General features: G+C 68.2%; 15 protein-coding genes. 11 read left to right on the plus strand and 4 right to left on the minus strand.

Annotated features, from left to right (window positions below; all coding sequences use genetic code 11):
- The first annotated feature begins 4 nt into the window (after positions 1 to 4).
- From G539_RS0120790 to G539_RS0120800, 3 genes are all read left to right on the plus strand, one after another.
- On the plus strand, positions 5 to 838 hold the full coding sequence (locus G539_RS0120790) for a carbohydrate ABC transporter permease (RefSeq protein WP_029076914.1): 834 nt from the start codon (positions 5 to 7) through the stop codon (positions 836 to 838).
- Positions 839 to 850: 12 nt separating this feature from the next.
- Positions 851 to 1,927: an ABC transporter ATP-binding protein gene (locus G539_RS0120795; protein WP_029076915.1), complete on the plus strand. Its 1,077-nt coding sequence runs from the start codon at positions 851 to 853 to the stop codon at positions 1,925 to 1,927.
- Between the two features lie 88 nt (positions 1,928 to 2,015).
- Positions 2,016 to 4,457 carry a transketolase-like TK C-terminal-containing protein gene (locus G539_RS0120800; protein WP_029076916.1) on the plus strand — a complete coding sequence of 814 codons (2,442 nt, stop codon included), beginning with the start codon at positions 2,016 to 2,018 and terminating at the stop codon, positions 4,455 to 4,457.
- A gap of 393 nt (positions 4,458 to 4,850) precedes the next feature.
- On the opposite strand, the gene G539_RS0120805 is transcribed toward G539_RS0120800, so the two are convergent.
- From G539_RS0120805 to G539_RS0120815, 3 genes are all read right to left on the minus strand, one after another.
- Positions 4,851 to 5,672 (minus strand): inositol monophosphatase family protein, encoded by an 822-nt coding sequence (locus tag G539_RS0120805; protein WP_245576932.1) that lies wholly within the window; start codon positions 5,670 to 5,672, stop codon positions 4,851 to 4,853.
- Positions 5,673 to 5,785: 113 nt separating this feature from the next.
- Entirely contained in the window at positions 5,786 to 7,078 is a 1,293-nt protein-coding gene (locus G539_RS0120810) for an ATP-binding protein (protein WP_029076918.1), read from the minus strand.
- Positions 7,075 to 7,800 (minus strand): response regulator, encoded by a 726-nt coding sequence (locus G539_RS0120815; RefSeq protein ID WP_029076919.1) that lies wholly within the window; start codon positions 7,798 to 7,800, stop codon positions 7,075 to 7,077. Before G539_RS0120815 ends, G539_RS0120810 begins: the two co-directional genes overlap by 4 nt.
- A 243-nt stretch (positions 7,801 to 8,043) precedes the next feature.
- Here G539_RS0120815 and G539_RS26405 point away from each other — a divergent pair, with 243 nt between their 5' ends.
- The 7 genes from G539_RS26405 to G539_RS0120850 all read left to right on the plus strand — a co-directional run bounded on the left by G539_RS26405 (position 8,044) and on the right by G539_RS0120850 (position 15,675).
- Positions 8,044 to 8,712: a hypothetical protein gene (locus tag G539_RS26405; protein ID WP_051231868.1), complete on the plus strand. Its 669-nt coding sequence runs from the start codon at positions 8,044 to 8,046 to the stop codon at positions 8,710 to 8,712.
- 233 nt (positions 8,713 to 8,945) lie between these two features.
- Positions 8,946 to 9,992 (plus strand): substrate-binding domain-containing protein, encoded by a 1,047-nt coding sequence (locus tag G539_RS0120825; RefSeq protein WP_035832204.1) that lies wholly within the window; start codon positions 8,946 to 8,948, stop codon positions 9,990 to 9,992.
- Positions 9,993 to 10,209: 217 nt separating this feature from the next.
- Entirely contained in the window at positions 10,210 to 11,229 is a 1,020-nt protein-coding gene (locus G539_RS0120830; protein WP_029076921.1) for an ABC transporter permease, read from the plus strand.
- On the plus strand, positions 11,226 to 12,191 hold the full coding sequence (locus tag G539_RS0120835) for an ABC transporter permease (RefSeq protein ID WP_029076922.1): 966 nt from the start codon (positions 11,226 to 11,228) through the stop codon (positions 12,189 to 12,191). The genes G539_RS0120830 and G539_RS0120835 overlap by 4 nt, the downstream gene beginning before the upstream one ends.
- 2 nt (positions 12,192 to 12,193) lie before the next feature.
- On the plus strand, positions 12,194 to 13,720 hold the full coding sequence (locus G539_RS0120840; protein ID WP_029076923.1) for a sugar ABC transporter ATP-binding protein: 1,527 nt from the start codon (positions 12,194 to 12,196) through the stop codon (positions 13,718 to 13,720).
- 60 nt (positions 13,721 to 13,780) lie between these two features.
- Positions 13,781 to 14,773 carry a GntR family transcriptional regulator gene (locus G539_RS25675; protein WP_084640154.1) on the plus strand — a complete coding sequence of 331 codons (993 nt, stop codon included), beginning with the start codon at positions 13,781 to 13,783 and terminating at the stop codon, positions 14,771 to 14,773.
- Between the two features lie 125 nt (positions 14,774 to 14,898).
- The gene (locus G539_RS0120850) at positions 14,899 to 15,675 is read left to right on the plus strand and encodes an SDR family NAD(P)-dependent oxidoreductase (RefSeq protein WP_029076924.1); all 777 of its coding nucleotides are present in this window, start codon (positions 14,899 to 14,901) and stop codon (positions 15,673 to 15,675) included.
- A gap of 51 nt (positions 15,676 to 15,726) precedes the next feature.
- Here the strand turns inward: G539_RS0120850 and G539_RS0120855 are convergent, their stop codons facing one another.
- The gene (locus G539_RS0120855; protein ID WP_029076925.1) at positions 15,727 to 16,761 is read right to left on the minus strand and encodes a LacI family DNA-binding transcriptional regulator; all 1,035 of its coding nucleotides are present in this window, start codon (positions 16,759 to 16,761) and stop codon (positions 15,727 to 15,729) included.
- A gap of 227 nt (positions 16,762 to 16,988) precedes the next feature.
- On the opposite strand from G539_RS0120855, the gene G539_RS0120860 reads away from it, so the two are divergent.
- On the plus strand, positions 16,989 to 18,011 hold the full coding sequence (locus G539_RS0120860) for a Gfo/Idh/MocA family protein (protein ID WP_029076926.1): 1,023 nt from the start codon (positions 16,989 to 16,991) through the stop codon (positions 18,009 to 18,011).

Genomic DNA, 18,011 nt, shown 5'->3' on the forward strand with positions numbered 1-18,011 from the left:
GACCATGACCCGCAAGCGCATCGTCGCCACCGTCGCCCACCGCGTCGCCATCCTCGCTTACGTGCTGTTCGCCCTGTTCCCGCTGTTCTGGGTGCTGAAGATCTCGGTCACGCCGAACGACCTGCTCTATTCCGAGGGCGTCCGCCTCTGGCCGTCGCGGACGGTGTTCGACCATTTCGATTTCGTCATCCGGCACAGCGACTTCCCGCTGTTCTTCCGCAACTCGATGATCGTGTCGCTGTCGACCGCCGTCATCGTCACCATCCTGTCGTCGCTCGGCGGCTACGCGATGTCGCGCTTCTCCTTCCGCGGCAAGTTCTGGATCGTCGGGCTGATGCTGCTGACGCAGATGTTCCCGCTCGTCATGCTGATCGCGCCGATCTTCAAGATCCTGTCGCCGCTCGGGCTGACCAACAGCCTGTCGGGCCTGATCCTCGTCTACGTCGCCTTCAACGTGCCGTTCGCGACCTTCCTGATGCAGTCCTTCTTCGACGGCATCCCGAAGGACCTGGAAGAGGCCGCGATGATCGATGGCGCGACCCGCTTCACGGCGTTCCGCCAGATCATCCTGCCGCTGACCCTGCCCGGCATGGCGGCGACCCTCGGCTTCGTCTTCACCGCCGCCTGGAGCGAGCTCCTGTTCGCGCTGATGCTGATCTCCGGCGTCGACGCCAGCACCTTCCCGGTCGGGCTGCTCAGCTTCGTCTCGAAGTTCTCGGTCGATTTCGGACAGATGATGGCCGCGGGCGTGCTCGCCCTGATCCCCGCCTGTCTCTTCTTCTTCTTTATCCAGCGCTACCTCGTGCAGGGCCTGACGGCCGGCGCGGTCAAGGGCTGAGGGAGCATCGCAATGGCATCCATCGATATCACCGACGTCCGCAAGGCCTATGGCGCCGTCAAGATCCTGCACGGGGTCGACCTCACCATCCAGGACGGCGAGTTCGTCGTGCTGGTCGGCCCGTCGGGCTGCGGAAAGTCGACCCTGCTGCGGATGATCGCCGGCCTCGAGGACATCTCCGCCGGCGAGATCAAGATCGGCGGCAAGCGCGTCAACGAGCTCGACCCTAAGGACCGCGACATCGCCATGGTGTTCCAGTCCTACGCGCTCTATCCGCACATGACCGTCGCCGGCAACATGAGCTACAGCCTGCGCCTGCGGAAGACGGCGAAGGAGAAGATCGCCGCCGCCATCTCCGGCGCGGCGGAGAAGCTCAGCCTGACGCCCCTGATGGAGCGTCGTCCCAAGGCGCTCTCCGGCGGCCAGCGCCAGCGCGTCGCCATGGGCCGCGCCATCGTGCGCAAGCCGAAGGCCTTCCTGTTCGACGAGCCGCTCTCCAATCTCGACGCGCGGCTGCGCGAGCACATGCGCGGCGAGATCAAGAAGCTGCACCAGGACCTCGGCGCCACCTCGATCTACGTCACGCATGACCAGATCGAGGCGATGACGCTGGCCGACCGCATCGTCGCGATGAACGCCGGCGTCGTGCAGCAGGTCGGCAGCCCGCTCGATCTCTATGACCGGCCGGCCAACCTGTTCGTCGCCGGCTTCATGGGCTCGCCGGCCATGAACATGTTCGAGGGCACCTACCGCGCCACGGACGGCGCGCCGCGCATCGAACTCGGCCAGGGCATCTCCGTGCCGCTCGCCGGCCCGGCGCCGACCGCCGAGGGCACCAAGGTGACGCTCGGCATCCGCCCCGAGCACGTGCTGGTCGGCCGGGAGCTTCCCGGCGGTTTCGAGGCCCGGATCGACCTCGTCGAACCGACCGGCTTCGGCACGATCCTGCACGCCAGCGCCTTCGGCAGCGACGTCAAGGCGTTCTCGCTGGAGCGCGGCCTCGCCGAGCGCGGCGACACCGTCCATGTCGCCTTCCCGGTCGAGCGCATCCACGTGTTCGACACCGCGACCGGCGCCCGGATCGGCTGACCCGACCCCACCGCCTGACAACCAAACCAGGCTGGACCGCGTCCCCCGCGCGGTTCATGCTTCCACAGAGATCGCGGGAGGATCGTCGATGTCGAGCGTGCCCACCACCACCCATTCCGCCGAAAACCGCCTGGCCCTTCTGGCGGAGCTGGAGAAGAAGATCCTCTGGCTCGCGGCGTGGACCATCCACAACGCCAACCACCTGCGCGACAATGGGGACGGGCTGAAGATCGGCGGCCACCAGGCGTCTTCCGCCTCGCTCGCGACGATCATGACGGCGCTCTATCTCGACGTGCTGCGGCCGCAGGACCGCGTTGCGGTCAAGCCGCATGCGAGCCCGATCTTCCATGCTATCCAGTATCTGCTCGGCCGCCAGACGCTTGAGAAGCTGGAGAATTTCCGCGGCTACAAGGGCGCCCAGAGCTATCCGTCGCGGACAAAGGACGTCGACGGCGTCGACTTCTCGACCGGCTCGGTCGGCCTCGGCGTGGCGCAGACGCTGTTCTCGTCGCTGGTGCAGGACTATGTCCGCGCCAAGGACTGGAGCGCCAAGGATCGCCCGGAAGGGCGGATGATCGCGCTGGTCGGCGACGCCGAGATGGACGAGGGCAACATTTTTGAAGCCCTGCTCGAAGGCTGGAAGCATGGCCTGCGCAACACCTGGTGGATCGTCGACTACAACCGCCAGAGCCTCGACGCCGTGGTGCGCGAGGGCCTCTGGCAGCGTTTCGAGGCGATCTTCCAGAATTTCGGCTGGGACGTCGTCGTCCTGAAATATGGTGTGCTGCTCGAGGCGGCGTTCCAGGAGCCGGGCGGCGAGCGCCTGCGCGACTGGATCGACAACTGCCCGAACCAGCTCTATTCGGCGCTCTGCTTCCAGGGCGGCGCGGCGTGGCGCAAGCGCCTGCTCGACGAGATCGGCGACCAGGGGCCTGTCACCAAGCTGATCGAGTCGCGTTCCGACGCCGAGCTCGCGACGCTGATGACCAACCTCGCCGGCCATGATCTGCCGACCCTGCTCGAGGCCTTCGCCAAGGCGGGCACGCACGACCGGCCGACCTGCTTCATCGCCTATTCGATCAAGGGCTTCGGCCTGCCGCTCGCCGGCCACAAGGACAATCATGCGGGCCTGATGAACCCGACCCAGATGGATGCCTTCCGCGCCGCGATGAACGTGCGCCCGGGCCATGAATGGGAGCTATTCGAGGGCCTTGCCGCCGACCCGGCGGAGCTGCGCGCCTTCCTCGACGCGACGCCGTTCAACCAGCGCGAAAAGGCCTCGGTCGCGCCGCATATCGACGTGCCGGCCGTGCTGCCCGCCCCCGGCGTCGGCGGCAAGGAGCTTTCGACCCAGGCCGGCTTCGGCCAGGTCATGAACGAGATCTCGCGCGAGAACTCGGACTTCGCCAACCGCATCGTCACCACCTCGCCCGACGTCACCGTCTCGACCAATCTCGGTCCCTGGGTGAACCGGCGCGGCCTGTTCGCGCTCGAAAATATGGCGGACACGTTCAAGTCGGAGCGGATTCCCTCGACCTTCAACTGGGAATTCTCGCCGTCCGGCCAGCATCTGGAGCTCGGCATCGCCGAGATGAACCTGTTTCTCATGCTCTCGGCGCTGGGACTCAGCCATTCGATCAATGGCGAACGGCTGCTGCCGGTCGGCACGCTCTACGACCCGTTCATCTATCGCGGCGCCGACGCGCTGAACTATGCCTGCTACCAGGATGCGCGCTTCATGCTGGTCGCAACGCCGTCCGGCATCACGCTGGCGCCGGAGGGCGGCGCGCACCAGTCGATCGGCACGCCGCTGATCGGCATGGCGCAGGACGGGCTCGCCGCCTTCGAGCCGGCCTTCGTCGACGAACTCGCGACGATCATGCGCTTCGGCTTCGACTACATGCAGCGGAACGGCGACGGCGACCCGGACGAGCGCACCTGGCTGCGCGACCAGACCGGCGGCTCGATCTATCTCCGCCTGTCGACGCGCCCCGTCGAGCAGCCGACCCGCACGATCGACGACGAGCTCGCGCGCGCCATCGTCGACGGCGCCTACTGGCTCCGCAAGCCCGGCCCCAACGCCGAGATGATCATCGCCTATACCGGCGCCGTCGCGCCCGAGGCGATCGAGGCGACCGGCCTGCTCGCCGAGGACCGGCGCGACATCGGCCTGCTCGCCATCACCTCGGCCGACCGGCTGAACGCCGGCTGGACGGCGGCGGGCCGCGCCCGCGAGCGCGGCCTCGTCCATGCCCAGTCGCATGTCGAACGGCTGTTCGCCGAGCTGCCGCGCCATTGCGGCATCGTCACCGTGCTGGACGGCCATCCGGCGACGCTGGGCTGGCTCGGCGCGGTCGGCGGCCACCGCACCCGCTCGCTCGGCGTCGAGCATTTCGGCCAGACCGGCACGATCGCCGACCTCTACCGCCACCACGGCATCGACGCCCAGGCGATCGTCCGCGCCGCGATGGGACTGGCCCCGGAAAAGCCGGTCCGCTACCTGCGCGAGGCCTCGGGCCCGGGGGTGTAGGAGGCAGAGCCTTCCCTTTGCCTCTCTTGGGAGAGGTGAAGGGAAGACATCAAAGCCACAGCGGCGCGAACTACCCGGACTGCATGTTCAGAACGCGACCATCATCCTGGGTGTCTGGCCCGAAATGCAGGGGACACTCTACTTTCACCTCTCCCTGAGGGAGAGGTCGACGGCCGAAGGCCGGCGGGTGAGGGTTTACGGCCTCACCGGATGGTTTCCTAAACCCTCACCCGGAGCTTCGCTCCGACCTCTCCCTCAGGGAGAGGTGAAGCGAAGGCGGCGTGGCGGGCCTTGTCCAATTACGGGCCAGACACTGAGGCGCTTCGCGCAAGCGAAGCACCTCAGGATGATGGTGGAGCGGTTCAGTGGCCTAGGAAGGTCCGATCGCCCGCCTCAGGCGATCGTCTCGGTCGAGGCGCCGACGCGTTCGAGCAGCGCGATCAGGCCCGCCTTCATCTGCGGCGCGCCGCCGGCGATGCGGTTACCCCTAAGCATGCCCTCGCCGGCGAGGAAATCGTTGTGCCAGCCGCCGGCCTCCCGGATCAGGCAGAGGCCCGCCAGGCAATCCCACGAATTGATGTGCTGCTCGTAATAGCCGACGAGCCGGCCGCAGGCGACATAGGCGAGCATCAGCGCGCCGGAGCCGTTGCGGTAGAACATGCCGCCGGCGTCGAGCAGCGCCGTGACGAAGCGGCCGACATCGGCGGGCGGGATGCGGTGGTTGCTGCCGAAGCCGAGCAGCCCGTCCTCGATCGAGCGGCTCGGAGCGACCTCGATCGGCGCGTCGTTCAGGAAAGCACCCATGTCCTTGGCGGCCGAGAAGAACTCGTTGCTGACCGGTGCATAGATGACGCCGATCTCGGCCTCGCCGTCGACGGCGACGGCGATCGAGACGCACCAGTGCGACAGGCCGTTCAGGAACGGGCTGGTGCCGTCGATCGGATCGACCACCCAGAGCACGCCGGACGAGCCCTCCGCCAGACCGTCTTCCTCGCCGAGCACGCCGTCGTCCGGAAAGGCGGCCGCGATGCGGGCGCGGATCAGCACCTCGACCTCGCGGTCGGCGATGCTGACGACGTCCTGGCCACCCTGCTTGAATTCGACGGCGAGGGTGGCGAGCCGCTCGAAATAGCCGAGCGCCAGCGCGCCGGCTTCGCGCGCGACCTCCCTGGCGAGGGCGAGGCGGGCGGCGCGTTGTTCCGGGGAGAGAGCCAATTTCATCATCCATGCAGGCGTGGGTTCCGCCGGGAACCTAGCACGGCCGGATGAAGACCCGACAACAGCCAATATTGAGCGCGCCGGCCCCCTTGCCCCGGAGGCCCCGCCGGTCAGGCCGCGGCCGCCAGCGGCAGGCTGATCTCCTGCACCAGCCCGCCGGTGGCGCCGTTGCGCATGACGATGCCGCCGCCGAATCGCTCAACGATCTCCTTGGAAATGGCCAGGCCGAGGCCGGCGCCGGGCACCGACTGCCGCCTGGCCGGATCGACGCGGAAGAACGGCTCGAAGGCGCGCTCAATCAGCCCCTCCGGAATGCCGGGCCCCTGGTCGGTGATGCGGAGCACCGCCATGCCGCCCTCGCGGTTGAGCGTGACGACGCCGCCACCGCCATGGGTGGCCGCGTTGATCATCAGATTGCGCAGCGCCCGCGTCAGCGCCAGCGGCGCGGCGGAGACCAGCGCCGGCTCCAGCGAGCCGACGGTGACGGCGCGCCCCTGTACCGCGAGCTCGGTCGCCAGACGCCGCACCAGCTCGTCGAGCCGCACCGGCTCGCGCTCGCTCTCGTCGACCTCCTCGCGCACGAGGCGGATGGCGCTGTCGGCGATGCGGTCGAGCTCGTCGAGATCGTTCAGCCAGTTCTGGCGCTCGTCCTCGTCGAGGAACTCGGCCCTAAGCCGCATCCGCGTCATCGGCGTGCGCAGGTCGTGGCCGGCCGCCGCGACGAGGCGCATGCGGCTCTCCATGGCGTTCTTCAGCCGGGCCGACAGGCGGTTCAGCGCGCCGGCCGTCGCCCGCACCTCGGCCGAGCCGGTTTCGGGCAGCGGCGGCAGCACGCCGTCGACGCCGACCGAGGCGATCGCCGATTCGATCATCTGCAACGGCTTGGTCAGCCGGTTGGCGATCACGAGCGCGATCGCCGCGGCGCCGAGCACGATCGCCACCATCCATCCGATCAGTACCGTCCAGCCGGCGCGCTGCGGCGGCGTGTTGGAGAGCGGTACGGCGATATAGCCGAGATCGGCGATCGGGATCGAGACCTGGGTCGGCCCATGCGCCCGCGGCTGGGTGACGACGACGTCGCGGGGATGGCCGATATGCGCCAGCATCTCGCGCAGCGACTCGGTCAGCTCCTCCTGCACCGGCCCACGCGCCGGCCGCGGCCGCAGCCGGATGCCGAGATCCTTGCCGCGCAGCGAGCCGCGCGCCACCTGGCCCTCCTGGAAATCCTCGGGATGACGCTCGACCAGCCGCGCGATCAGATCGATCTGGATCGCCGCCGGGCCGAGCGCGCGCCCGGGGCCCGGGCCGCCGATGACGCTGACGGCGACCAGCGTGGCGAGCCCGACGACAGAGACGATCGCGACGACGACGAGCAGCGCGATGCGAAGGCGAAGCGAGTTCACGCCGCGCCCTCCGTCTCGACCTTGACGGCGAGCTGGTAGCCGCCGTTGCGGACCGTCTTGAAGATCAGGAACTTGCCGTCGTCGCCGAGCTTGCGGCGAAGCCGGCTCATCAGGACATCGATCGAGCGATCGAGCGGATCGGCCTCGCGGCCCTGCGTCAGGTCGAGCAGCTGCTCGCGCGACAGCACGCGGCCGGGCCGGTCGAGGAAGACGCGCAGCAGGTCGAACTCGGCGCCGGTCAGCGCGACTTCGGCGCCCACGGGATCGATGACCGCGCGGGTCTCGGGCGAGGCGACGAAGCCGGCGAAGCGGTACTGCGCGATCGCCGCCGGCGCCGCCTCGTGGATGTCGCCGGTGCGGCGCAGCACGGCGCGGATGCGGGCCAGCAGCTCGCGCGGGTTGAACGGCTTGCCGAGATAGTCGTCGGCGCCGATCTCGAGCCCGATGATGCGATCGACATCCTCCTTCAGCGCCGTCAGCAGGATGACCGGAATGTGCGGCCGCCGCTCGCGCAGCTGCCGGCAGATGTCGAGCCCGGACGCGTCGGGCAGCATGACGTCGAGGACGATCAGGTCGATCTGCTGCGTCGCCAGCTTCTCGTCGAGCTCGCGCTTGTCGGCGGCGAGCGTGACGCGCAGGCCCTGGCCGTCCAGATAGCGGCCGAGCAGCTTGCGGATTTCGAGATCGTCGTCGACGACGAGGATATGCGGTGTGGTGGACATCGGTTCGGTCGCCTCGGCCCCTCAATCAATCCGTGCGCGCGGTGCGTGCTGTGTTGCCTTCCCTCTATCGCGTCCACGCGCGCGAGGGGCAGGTTTTTCGTAACCGAGCGTCTCCACGGCACGGCGAGAAACACTTCGAAACAGATTTGCCGCCGGCGGACATGCCCGGAAACGAAACGACCTAACGGGGAAACGGCCGCTCCCTAGCTTGGGCTCATCCAGCGTAGCAATTGGAGATCTTCGATGAAGCGTACTCTCGCAGCCCTTTCCATCGTCACCCTCGCCTCCGTGTCGGCCATCGCCATTGCGCCGGCCTTCGCCAAGCCCGACGCTCCCGCCGCCGCCGAGATGGCCAAGGATGGCGAGCGCGGCGAGATGCGGCGCGGGCCGCATGGCGACCGGCACGCCGGCAAGCATGAAGGCCGCGGCGATCACGACAGGCGCGGCCATGGCGCGCACGGTCCGCGCAAGATGCAGATGTGGCTCGCCAACAATCTCAGCGCCACCGAGACGCTGATCGGCATCACCGCCGACCAGCAGGACGCCTGGCGCGGCTATACCAACGCGCTGCTCGCCATGTTCGAGCGCCCGGCCCGCCCGGACGTGAAGCCCGGCGACAAGGCCGACGCCGCCAAGGTGCCCTTCGCCCGCGAGGAGCGCCTGATCCAGAACAGCACCGAGCGCGCCGCCAAGGCGGGCGAGCTGCAGAAGGCGATCGACGCGCTCAAGGCCAAGCTGACACCGGAGCAGTTGCAGAAGCTCGCCGACGCCGAGCTGCGCTTCGGTCCGCCGATGCGGGGTGGTCACGGCCATGGCCCCGACCGCGGCCCGCGCGGCGAGGCCCCGCAGGCCGCCCCCGACGGCGCCGACGCGCCCGACATGCCGGACGACGCCGCGCCGCAAGCGGAGTAGTCCGGTGGGCGTCCGCACCGCCGCCCCCCAGTGTGCGGACGCCCCGAATTCCAGAGAAACCTGACCTTTCTCGACCGAGGCCCTGTCCCTGAACCCCGAGGGACGGGGCCTTTTTCACGTCCCGCGCCGGCGCCGATGCAGCGCATATTGCACGCGATATACGATCGTGCTTACATCGGGACTGCGAATGCGGGCTGGAGGAGCAGCACCGCGTATCGCCGAGGGAGGACACCATGACGAAACGCCAACGCGGCGCGCGCTCGCGCGCCCTGCCGATGCTCGCTGCCGCCCTGATGGGCCTGGCCGCCGGCGCGGCGCACGCTTCCGACAACAAGATCGCTCTGATCCCGGGCGGCCCGCATCCCTATTTCGCCCCCTGGGAACAGGCCGGCAAGGACGCGGCGAAGGACTTCGGCATCGCCGCGGTCGACTTCAAGGTCCCGGCCGAGTGGAAGCTCAACCTGCAGACCGAGCTGGTCGAGAGCCTGGTGACCCAGGGCTACAACGCCTTCGGCATCTTCCCGGGCGATGCCGTCGGCATCAACTCGACCGTCGAGGAGCTTTCGGCCAACAGCATCCCGTCGCTGGCGCTCGCCGGCTGCGCGCAGGATCCGACCAAGGTCTCGTTCTGCTTCGGCACCGACGTCTACAACTCCGCCTATCTCGGCACCAAGGCGCTGATCGAGGCGCTCGGCGGCAAGGGCAAGATCGTGCATCTCGCCGGCCTGCTCGTCGACCCGAACACCAAGCTCCGCATGGATGCCGTCGAGAAGGCCGCTTCCGAGACCAACGGCGCCGTGACGGTCGTCCAGCACATCACCGACACCGATGCGCAGGAAGCCGCCGACCAGAAGATCAACGCCCTGCTCGGCGCCCAGAAGGACGAGATCGACGGCCTGATCTCGACCGCCTACATCCCGTCGGTGGTCGCCGCCAAGTCGCTGCGCAATCTCGGCGACAAGCGCATCAAACTGGTCGGCATCGACGACGACCAGATCGTGCTCGACGCCATCAAGGACGGCTTCGCCGCCGGCACGATGGCGCAGAACCCCTATGGCCAGGGCTATGTCGGCGCCTATGTGCTCGACCTGCTCGCCAGCGGCACCTGCACGGTCAAGGCCGAGGCTCCCTTCGTGAAGACGCCGCAGACCGAGCGCTTCATCGATTCGGGCACGCTGCTGATCTCGAGCGCCAATGCGGCGACCTACAAGGACGACCTGAAGAAGATCACCTCGGAGATCCAGGCCTCCTTCAAGGACAAGTACCTGGACTGCAAGTAAGCGGTTCGGCGGGTCGGCCTCCGGGCCGATCCGCACCTTGCCGGCTTAACGGCCGTTGCCGGGGTGCTTCACCTCTCCCAGAGGGAGAGGTCGGGCCGAAGGTCCGGGTGAGGGGTTGCGCCCTTTCCGGAGAGGTCCCGAACCCCTCACCCGCCGGCTGCGCCGTCGACCTCTCCCTCTGGGAGAGGTGAAGTGGTCGCTCACACATGGCTTCACCATGACCCTATCCGTTTCCTCCGAAACCCGCGCGCGGCCGTCCTGGCTGGCGGAACAGGCGAATCTGATCGGCCTCGCGGCCATCATCATCCTGTTCTGGGTCCTGTTCACGAGCCTCGCCCCCGGCTTTGTCTCGTCGTTCAACCTGTTCGCCCTGTCGCGCTCGCTCGCCGTCGACATCGTCATCGGCTTCTCGACCATGGTCGTGCTGGCGACCGGCGGCATGAACCTCGCCATCGGCTCGATCGGCGTCTGCGCGGTGATGGCGTCCGGCTTCCTGATGCAGACGATCGGCCTGCCGATCCCCGTCGCCCTGGCGCTGGCGCTGCTGCTCGGCGCCTTCCTCGGCTGGCTGAACGGCTTCGTCATCGTCCGCTCGGGCGTCAATTCCTTCATCATCACGCTCGCCAGCGCCAGCCTGTTCCTGGGCGGCATGCTGATCCTCTCCAAGGCGCAGACCTTCAACGCGCTACCGCCGGAGATCGCCGCCTTCGGCCGCATGCGCTGGTGGGGCTTCGTCTCGCCGCTGCTATTCGTGGCGATCGGGCTCGGCGTGGCGCTGATCATCCTGTTCCGCTTCACCGCGCTCGGCCGCGAGATCCTCGCCGCCGGCGCCAATGCCCGCGCCGCCGAGCTCTCCGGCGTGCCGGTCGGCCGCGCCATCATCATCGCCCACACGCTCTCCGGCGCGCTCGCCGCCTCGGCCGGACTGATGCTGGTGTTCCGCCTCGGCGCCGCCATGCCGTCGATCGGCCAGGACTGGCTGCTGCCGTCCTTCCTCGCCCCGGTGCTCGGCGGCACGCTGCTCGCCGGCGGCTATGTCTCGGTCGTCGGCACCATGCTCGGCGCGCTGCTCGTCACCACCATCCGCTCCGGCCTTCTCGTCATGCAGATCGGCAATTTCTGGCTGCAGCTGTTCCTCGGCCTGATCCTTCTGTTCGCGGTCATGCTCGACCGCTACCGCAGCGTCTATGCCGAACGCCGCAGCCTGGGCCGCAAGAACGCTGGACGCCGCGCATGACCAACAACATGACCCTCGGACAACGCTTTCTCGCCAATGAATGGTCGGCGCTCGCCGTCGCCATCGCGATCGGCCTCGTCACCCTCGCCGTGCTGTCGCCGGCTTTCCTGACCGAGTTCAACATCTATGTGATGCTGCGCTCCTTCTGCGTCGTGCTGATCGTCGCCTTCGCGCAGATGCTCACGCTTGCCGTCGGTCAGATGAACCTGTCGGTCGGCGCGCTCGGCGGCCTGGTCGCGATCGCCGTCGGCGGCATGATGGAGAAATGGGGCTTCCCGGTTCCCGTCGCTGTCCTCTGCGGCCTCGTCATCGGCGCCGCCGGCGGCCTGATCAACGGCCTGCTCACCGTGCGGACGGGCATCAACGGCTTCATCATCACGCTCGCCACCGCCTCGGCCTTCACCGGCATCAATCTCGGCATCACCGAATCGATCCCGTTCTACAATCTGCCGGCGAGCTTCGTCGCCTTCGGCACCGAGCGCTTCTATGCGCTCCCCTACCTGCTGCTGCCGCCGGTGCTGATCGCCATCGCGCTCGCCTTCTTCCTGGCTCGCACCGTGCCCGGACGGCAACTTCTCGCCGTCGGCGGCAACCCGCATGCGGCCGAGCTTTCCGGCATCCCGCGCGACCGCGTCATCGTCATGGCCCACACGCTGTCCGGCCTGCTCGCCGGCGCCGCCGCCATCCTCGCCGTGGCGCAGCTCGGCTCGGCCCAGCCTTCGATCGGCGTCGACTGGCTGCTGATGTCCTTCGCCGCGCCGATCATCGGCGGCGCGGCGCTGACCGGCGGCCACATCTCGGTCGCCGCCACCGCGCTCGCCGTCGTGCTCATCGTGATCATCCAGAACGGCATGGTGCTGGCCAAGGTCGACCCCTACTGGGTGCAGTTCCTGCTCGGCGCCCTGATCCTCGCCGCCGTCGGCTTGAACCGGCTGCGCGCCGTCCGCGCCGGAGGCGCCTGATCATGCGTCTCACCATCGAAGGCATCGGCAAGGACTTTCCCGGCGTCACGGCGCTCGACAGCGTCTCGTTCGAGATCCTGCCCGGCGAGACCCACGCGCTGATGGGCGAGAACGGCGCCGGCAAGTCGACGCTGATCAAGATCATCACCGGCCTCTACCGGCCGGATCGCGGCCGCCTGCTCGTCGACGGCCAGCCGGTCGACTTCACCTCGCCACGCGACGCCATCGCCGCCGGCATCTCGGCCGTGCACCAGGAGCGCAACCTGATCCCGCGCTTCACGGTCGGCGAGAACATCATGATCGAACGGCCGCCGACGCGGAACGGCGTCATCGACTTCGACAAGGTGCACGCCGAAGCGCGAAAATTCCTCGACATGATCGATCCGTCGATCGACACCCGCACCGAGGTCCGCCATCTCTCGGTGGCGCAGATGCAGATCGTCGAGATCGCCAAGGCGCTGTCGCTGGAAGCGCAGGTTCTGCTGCTCGACGAACCGACTGCCTCGATCACCGGCCATGAGGCCGACGCGCTGTTCGCCGTCGTCCGCCGGCTGCGCGACGAGGGCAAGGCGATCGTCTTCGTGTCGCACAAGCTCGAGGAGGTGATGGCGATCTCCGACCGCGTCACGGTGCTGCGCGACGGCCGCATCGCCGCCGCCGGCGAGCCGATCGCCAATATGAGCCGCGGCAAGATCGTCTCGGCCATGATCGGCCGCGAGGAGCGCGTCGCCGAGATGGGGACGCGCGCCGTCGACCGCTCGAAGACCGTGCTCGAGGCCAGGAGCCTCGCCACCTCGTTCGGCCACAAGGATGTCAGCTTCGAGCTGCACAAGGGCGAGATCCTCGGCCTCTACGGCCTGGTCGGCGCCGGCCGCACCGAAGTCGCCCGCGCGCTGATCGGCGACGGCAAGGTCACGGCCGGCGAACTGCGCCTGAACGGCCAGTCGGTGACGATCCCCGACGTGCCGACGGCGATCCGCCGCCATAAGCTCGGCTACATCTCGGAGGACCGCAAGGCCGAGGGCCTGATCCTCACCCATCCGATCCGCTCCAACATCGCGATCTCGGTCTGGCGGCGCATCGCCTCGAAGCTGGGCCTGATCACCCGCGCGGCGGAGCGCAAGGTCGCCGACCCGCTGGTCGCCAAGCTCGAGGTCAAGACGCCGTCGATCGAGCAGGCGGTCGGCAAGCTTTCCGGCGGCAACCAGCAGAAGGTGTCGATCGCAAAGTGGCTGGCGGCCGGCGTCGAGATCCTGATCATCGACGAGCCGACCGTCGGCATCGACATCAAGACCAAGACGGCGATCCACGAGCTGATCGGCGAGATCACGCGGGGCGGCGTCTCGGTGCTGCTGATCTCCAGCGACATGCCGGAAATGATCACGCTCGCCGACCGCATCCTGGTGATGAACGACTTCACGCTGGTGGGCACGATCGAGAACTCGCGCCGCTACGAGACGATGAGCCGCGAGATCATGGGCTTCATCCATGCCGATGCCGAGGCCGGCCATGCCGCGACGCATGGCTGAGCCGCGTCGCTTGGCTGACGGCGCCGGGGTCTGACTGGTCCGGACTGGGAACCGGGGACGATGATGGTCGACCACGAAGCCGACGATCCGGCGCTGCCCCTCTACGAGGTGATCTACCGCGTGCTGCGGCGGCACATCGACGAGGGTGCGCTGCCGGACGGCCTCGTCATCGGCGAGACGGCGCTGGCGCGGGCCTTCCAGTCGAGCCGCATCCCGGCCGGCGCGGCGCTGAAGCGACTGGAAGATGAGGGCCGCGTCACTCGCTTCGGCGGGCGCGGACTGCTGATCGGCGCCGACCCCGAGGCCACGCCGCTCCGGCGCGACCTGGTCGAGGCCGGGTTGAAGCTGCCGGAAACGCGGATGCTGGAGCCACGCACCCGCAACCGCCGCGCCACGCTCTATCCCGAGGTCGAGCACATCGTCGCCTGCTGCCTGCCCTATGGCCGCTTCCAGCTGAACGAGAGCCTGCTCGCCGACTATTACCGTGTCAGCCGCACCGTGGCGCACGAGGTGATGACCGCGCTCGACCGCGCCGGCCTGATCTTCCAGGACAGCAACCAGCGCTGGTATGCGGGGCCGCTGACGCCGGCGCTGATGCACGAGCATTTCGAGATGCGCTGGCTGCTGGAACCGCTGGCGCTGGAGCAGGCCTGGCCGGGGCTGAACCCGCGCGACCTCGCCGCCAAGCGCGAGCGCATCCTCGCCGTGCAGTCGGGCCGGCGCACCGCCGCGCGGCTGGAACGGCTGGAGCACGACCTGCATGTCGACACGGTGCTGCGCTGCGCCAACCGCCAGCTGCGCGACGCGATCCACCGCAGCCAGCTGCCGCTGATCGCCATGCACGACACCTTCCCGATCCTGCCCGACGCCGAGGAAATGCTGGCGGAGCACCTCGCCGTGTTCGACTGCCTGATCGGCCGGGACCCGGAAGGGGCGCAGAAGGCGCTGGAACGGCACCTGCGCCGCTCGCTCGGCCCCAACATGGAACGCCTGGCGACCAGAGAGCGGCTGGCGCCGCTGCGGCCCATGCCGTTCCTGATCGCCGTCGATTGACCGAAGCGCGATCGTTGCGACCAGCGACAAATCATGCGGGATGACGCGGCTTCACTCGTGACGGGGCGGCGTCGCTTCTCTAGCTTGTTCGCCGGGAGAAGACGTCCATCCTGGAGGAAACAAGCATGTATCTCGAGAAGCTCCGCCTCGACGGCAGGGTCGCGCTGGTCACCGGCGGCGGCCAGTCGATCGGCCTCGCCACCGTCGAGGCGCTGGCCGAGGCCGGCGCCACGGTGATCATCGCCGACCGCGACGAGGCCGTCGCCAAGGCCGGCCAGGCCAGCCTGAAGGCCAGGGGCCATGACGTCGAAGTCGTCGTGATGGACGTGACCGATTCGGCGCGGGTGAACCAGGTCGCCGACGAGGTCGTCGCCAAGCACGGCAGGATTGACATCCTCGTCAACAATGCCGGCATCGCCCGCAGCATGGTCCCGGCCGAGACCGTCGCCGACGAACTCTGGCTCAATGTCATCGACGTCAATTTGAACGGCACCTACTGGTGCTGCCGCGCCTTCGGCAACCACATGCTGAAGGCGGGCCGCGGCTCGATCGTCAACATCGGCTCGATGTCCGGCCTGATCGTCAACAAGCCGCAGGAGCAGGCGTCCTACAACGCCTCGAAGGCCGGCGTGCACCACCTGACCAAGTCGCTGGCGGCCGAATGGGGGTCTCGCGGGGTCCGCGTCAACGCCGTCGCGCCGACCTACATCAACACCCCGCTGGCCGCCAACGTCCTCAAGGAAAACCCGGATATGGCCGAGGCCTGGCTCGGCGGCACCCCGATGGGCCGCATGGGCGAGACCGACGAGATCGCCTCGGTGGTGCACTTCCTCGCCAGCGACGCCGCCAGCCTGATGACCGGCTCGATCGTCTCGGCCGATGGCGGCTATACCTGCTGGTAGCCGGACGTTCCCGGATCGACGGGAAGGCGCGCCCCGGCGCGCTTTCCTGCCTCAGCCCGCGCCGAGCGGCGGGTCACTCTCGCCCGGCACCAGCTCCATCGGCCAGATTTTCTGCACGACGCCGAGCGGATACTGGTCCTTATAGGCCGGCATGGTGGCGAGCAGCGATTGCGCCAGCTCGACGCCGACATCATGCAACGACAGCCGGTAGCAGGTCAGCGCCGGCGACAGGAAACGCGCCTGTGGGCTCTGCCGCAGCCCGATGATCGCCATGTCGCGGCCGGGCGTCAGGCCCGCGTCGAGCAGGCGGCGATAGAAGCCGATCGCAAGGTTCTCGTTGACCAGCACGACGGCGGTCGGCGGCTCGGGCAGCGCCAGCAGCCGATCGCAGACGCGGTAGCCGCCGAGCTCGGTGATCTCGCCGCGGATGACGATGTCGGGGTCGTAGGCGATGCCGTGGCTCGCCAGCGCGGCCCGGTAGGACTCCTCGAAGATGTAGCTCAGATTGATGCCGCGCTCGGTGTTGGCGAGCGCGATGCGGCGATGGCCGCCGGCGACGAGCCGGGCCACGGACCGCGCCGCGATGCCCTCGAAGTCCATGTCGATCCAGGAATGCTCGCCGCCCGACAGGCTGCGCCCCAACGTCACGAAGGGGATGCCGCGCTCGATCAGGAAATCGATGCGCGGATCGGTGCGCTGCGTTGCCGAGAGGATCAGCCCGTCGGCAAACTGGCGCGAGACGACGCGGCGGACGTGGTCGAACGGGTCGTCCTCGGAGGCGCAGGGCAGCACGACGAGATCGAGCTTGTGGCGGGCGAAGACGGTCTGCACGCCGTCGAACACGCTCATGAAGAAGGTGTCGCCCTGCGTCTTGGTCTCGACGTTGGTCTCGATGGTGAAGCCGATGACATTGGTCGTGCCCTGGCGCAGGCTGCGGCCGGACTGGTTCGCGACATAGCCCATCGCCTCGGCGGCGGCGAGCACGCGCTTGCGCGTCTCCGGATTGACGTCGGCACGGCCGTTCAGGGCCCGCGATACCGTGCCGATCGAGATGTTCAGCTGCTGCGCCAGCGCCTTGATGCTCACAGATCCGTCTCCCCCTCAGACCGCCTTCCGGCAGCCTTGCGTACATCATTTTCGACGCCACTGGCATATCAGTTCACGCAAGCGCGCTTGGCGTCGTCATATTCCGCATCTTGACAAGCGTACCTCAATACGATGTCATCGTAAACGTTTACGGCCTTGTTGCGCCGCACCGTAAACGTTTGCGGCGCAACGAAATGAGGAAAATGGGCCGTGGGAGGAGCATTGGAATGCAGCGCGCCGTCTTGATCGGTTGCGGAGCGATGAGCCGTGCCTGGCTCGAAGCCGCCAAGACCATCGAAGGTCTCGAAATCGTCGGCCTCGCCGACATCAACCCCGACGCCGCGCGCGCTCGCGCCGCCGAGTTCGGCCTGACCGACATCGTCATCGCTACCTCGATCGAGGATCTGATCGCCGAGGCGAAGCCCGACATCGTCTTCGACGTCGTCATTCCCGCCGCCCGCCATCACATCGTCTCGACCGCGCTCGCCGCCGGCTGCCATGTGCTGTCCGAAAAGCCGATGGCCGAGACGCTCGACCAGGCGCGCGACCTGATCGAGCGCGCCAAGGCCGCCGGCAAGCTGCATGTCGTGGTACAGAACCGCCGCTATCTCGAGGGCGTGCGCCGCATCCGCCGCGCCATCGAACAAGGCGCGATCGGCGACGTCACCTCGGTTCATTGCGACTTCTTCCTCGCCCCGCATTTCGGCGGGTTCCGCGAGCAGATGGACCATGTGCTGCTGCTCGACATGGCGATCCACACCTTCGACGCCGCCCGCTTCATGTCGGGCACGGCGCCGGAAGCCGTCTATTGCCGCGAATGGAACCCGAAAAACTCCTGGTACAAGCAGGGCTCCTCGGCCGCGGCGATCTTCGAGCTCGGCGACGGCGTGATCTTCAACTATCGCGGCAGCTGGTGCGCCGACGGGCTGATGACGAGCTGGGAATCGGCCTGGCGCATCGTCGGCACCAAGGGCACGCTCGTCTGGGACGGGCACCAGGACATTCGCGCCGAGATCGCCGGCCAAGCGGTCAACGGCCTCTTCTCCGAGGTGGCCGCCACCGGGATTCCTCCCCTCGGAACGTCCGACCGGACGGGTGGCCACCTCGGAGTCATGCAGGACTTCATCGCCGCGACGCGCGGCGGGCCGGAGCCCGAGACCGTCGGCCACCAGAACATCAAGAGCCTCGCCATGGTGTTCGGCGCGATCGAGAGCGCCGAGACCGGACGCCGCATCGAAATTTCGATCTGA

The sequence above is a fragment of the Kaistia adipata DSM 17808 genome, assembly GCF_000423225.1.
GTDB lineage: Bacteria > Pseudomonadota > Alphaproteobacteria > Rhizobiales > Kaistiaceae > Kaistia > Kaistia adipata.

What these genes read in the sequence shown, in the direction of transcription:
- G539_RS0120790 (WP_029076914.1), top strand. Translation starts at nt 5, where the DNA reads ATGACCCGCAAGCGCATCGTCGCCACCGTCGCCCACCGCGTCGCCATC.
- G539_RS0120795 (WP_029076915.1), top strand. Translation starts at nt 851, where the DNA reads ATGGCATCCATCGATATCACCGACGTCCGCAAGGCCTATGGCGCCGTC.
- G539_RS0120800 (WP_029076916.1), top strand. Translation starts at nt 2,016, where the DNA reads ATGTCGAGCGTGCCCACCACCACCCATTCCGCCGAAAACCGCCTGGCC.
- G539_RS0120815 (WP_029076919.1), bottom strand. Translation starts at nt 7,800, where the DNA reads ATGTCCACCACACCGCATATCCTCGTCGTCGACGACGATCTCGAAATC.
- G539_RS26405 (WP_051231868.1), top strand. Translation starts at nt 8,044, where the DNA reads ATGAAGCGTACTCTCGCAGCCCTTTCCATCGTCACCCTCGCCTCCGTG.
- G539_RS0120825 (WP_035832204.1), top strand. Translation starts at nt 8,946, where the DNA reads ATGACGAAACGCCAACGCGGCGCGCGCTCGCGCGCCCTGCCGATGCTC.
- G539_RS0120830 (WP_029076921.1), top strand. Translation starts at nt 10,210, where the DNA reads ATGACCCTATCCGTTTCCTCCGAAACCCGCGCGCGGCCGTCCTGGCTG.
- G539_RS0120835 (WP_029076922.1), top strand. Translation starts at nt 11,226, where the DNA reads ATGACCAACAACATGACCCTCGGACAACGCTTTCTCGCCAATGAATGG.
- G539_RS0120840 (WP_029076923.1), top strand. Translation starts at nt 12,194, where the DNA reads ATGCGTCTCACCATCGAAGGCATCGGCAAGGACTTTCCCGGCGTCACG.
- G539_RS25675 (WP_084640154.1), top strand. Translation starts at nt 13,781, where the DNA reads ATGATGGTCGACCACGAAGCCGACGATCCGGCGCTGCCCCTCTACGAG.
- G539_RS0120850 (WP_029076924.1), top strand. Translation starts at nt 14,899, where the DNA reads ATGTATCTCGAGAAGCTCCGCCTCGACGGCAGGGTCGCGCTGGTCACC.
- G539_RS0120860 (WP_029076926.1), top strand. Translation starts at nt 16,989, where the DNA reads ATGCAGCGCGCCGTCTTGATCGGTTGCGGAGCGATGAGCCGTGCCTGG.